The 261-nt window shown below is 61.7% G+C and carries 1 pseudogene; it reads right to left on the minus strand.

Annotated elements, in window-relative coordinates:
- Nucleotides 1-136 precede the first annotated feature (136 nt).
- Nucleotides 137-261, minus strand: a pseudogene (locus C1X29_RS30045) (sorbosone dehydrogenase family protein); the annotation flags it as partial.

Here is a 261-nt window from a genome sequence, read left to right on the forward strand (position 1 = left end):
GCTGCGCACACACCGGCACGCCGATGCTATCGAGCAAGATCAAGGCTGATAGACCAACAAGCAGGCGCACGGCGGGTCCGATGGCGGGCGAGGGTGATTAAGCCGGGGCGAGGAGGTCTCACCTCGGCCAAGTCACTTAGGGCTCTTTGTAGGTGATGCGCCAGATAGCGCCGTTCCAATCGTCGGATACCAGTAGCGATCCGTCCGGCATTGGCTGCACATCGACGGGCCGGCCCACGTAGGCATTGTTCTGGAGAAAGC

The sequence above is a fragment of the Pseudomonas sp. GW456-12-10-14-LB2 genome (genome assembly GCF_002884345.1).
GTDB classification, from domain to species: domain Bacteria; phylum Pseudomonadota; class Gammaproteobacteria; order Pseudomonadales; family Pseudomonadaceae; genus Aquipseudomonas; species Aquipseudomonas paraglycinae.